The following is a 1,425-nucleotide window of genomic DNA, read 5'->3' on the forward strand; positions in this document are numbered from 1 at the left end:
TCAAGGCTCAGCCGGCGTCTTGAGGCCCCGGGTCTCGGGGCTTCAGGCCTCGTCTGGTGCGACTCAGTTCACGCATCTGCAGAGCATGGGTCGCCTGCTCGTGTCCCGCGCCCGTGAATGCGAAGAAGCGGCGCGCGGGGCGACCAGGGTGCGGGCCGGTTTCCTCCCGGCTGGTGACCCAGCCGCGTTCGGTGAGCCGGTCGAGGATGGGATACACGGTGCCAGGGCCGAGGTCGGCCTTCCGGCAGATCTCCAGGCCCCAGATCTCTTCTTCGTTCCTCTTCGCATCCAGCAGTTCATTCAGGACGGCGATCAGCGGCTTCGTGAGCCGGAGAGGTGTCATACCCTCAGTGAACCATATATCGAGTACGGAGCTTGGCTTCGTGTCCGCCCGGCCCCCGGCACCTCTCACGCGTCGGCTTCGACGGCTGCCCCCTCACGCCATGTGCCGGCAGCGGGCCGCGGCGACATGGTTGTCGCCCTCGACGAGGAGCAGCCTTCATCTGGACCCTCTTCTGCCCCCAGCCGCGTGAACAGGGCGGCTTGGTACGCAGCGTGTGCACGCGCGCGGACTAGGGAAGTCACGCTGACCAGCGAGGACGCCGCCAGGCGGGGTTGCGGCTGCGGAGGTTTCCGCTGTCCAGCCGGTACGCGTCCGGGCTACGAGGACTACGGAACGCGTCCGATTACTACCGGTCGTGATGCTCAGATTCCCCTCAGAACCGATGACGCTGGTGGGAGCGGGTCTCTACTGTCCTTGGAAACCGAGGAGTTCACGGTCTTCGGTTCTCCGCGGAGCGGATTGGGCGCGCCTGGACCAGCTGGGGGCGCGGCGAACGCTCTCAGCGACGCGGGGCGCTTCCCCGCCCGGCTGAAGGGGGGTCGGCTCAGATGCCGTCCCGTCGATCCGGGAAAGACCACGGTTTCAAGGCGCACAGCGAATGGAGGAGCCGGTTCAAGAGGTCCGTCCAACTCCGCATCAGGTCGGACACCGTGTCGGCGGCCTGCGAAGTCCTGCTGGTCATCACGTACTTCTACGACAAGTGGAAGTGATGCCGAAGGGCCGCGGCCTCGGCTGAGAGCTGAGGCCGCACCACCGAGGCCAGAGTCTTGTCCTCAAGGAGCCCACGGCTCGTACCCGTGGACGGGCGGGGCTCTGGCCACCGTCTGGCCAGCATCACGCGGACACCGTCCGCGACAGGAACGTACCCCACCAACGGCACGGAGCCCGTGCACATGGCGTACGGCTTCGAAGAGGGCCGGTGCCTCGCGCCCCCAACGCCCCACCGGCTTCCAGGAAGCGTTCGCGGACGGCTCCTACCTCCCTGCCTCAGACATAGCTTCTCGCTGGCGGTGCCGGGCCTGGCGGTGGTGGAGGTCGCGGCCACCGATGACGCAACCGCCGTCGCGATCCAGGAGCTGCTC

General features: G+C 67.4%; 3 protein-coding genes. 2 read left to right on the plus strand and 1 reads right to left on the minus strand.

Features of this window, described 5'->3' with window-relative positions:
• Window positions 1–7 precede the first annotated feature (7 nt).
• Window positions 8–343, minus strand: coding sequence for a PadR family transcriptional regulator (locus IE294_RS46665; protein ID WP_189895380.1), 336 nt, complete (start codon window positions 341–343; stop codon window positions 8–10).
• A 548-nt stretch (window positions 344–891) separates the two neighbouring features.
• On the opposite strand from IE294_RS46665, the gene IE294_RS46670 reads away from it, so the two are divergent.
• Both IE294_RS46670 and IE294_RS48895 read left to right on the plus strand, forming a co-directional pair.
• The gene (locus tag IE294_RS46670; RefSeq protein ID WP_189895381.1) at window positions 892–1,053 is read left to right on the plus strand and encodes a hypothetical protein; all 162 of its coding nucleotides are present in this window, start codon (window positions 892–894) and stop codon (window positions 1,051–1,053) included.
• A 183-nt stretch (window positions 1,054–1,236) separates the two neighbouring features.
• On the plus strand, window positions 1,237–1,425 hold a 189-nt coding region (locus IE294_RS48895; protein ID WP_229918271.1), incomplete at its 3' end, for a DUF6207 family protein.

The organism is Streptomyces canarius, from assembly GCF_014650735.1.
GTDB lineage: Bacteria > Actinomycetota > Actinomycetes > Streptomycetales > Streptomycetaceae > Streptomyces > Streptomyces olivaceoviridis.

Bases quoted from the DNA above. Each gene is read 5' to 3' on its own strand.
- IE294_RS46665 (WP_189895380.1), bottom strand. From the start codon at position 343: ATGACACCTCTCCGGCTCACGAAGCCGCTGATCGCCGTCCTGAATGAA.
- IE294_RS46670 (WP_189895381.1), top strand. From the start codon at position 892: ATGCCGTCCCGTCGATCCGGGAAAGACCACGGTTTCAAGGCGCACAGC.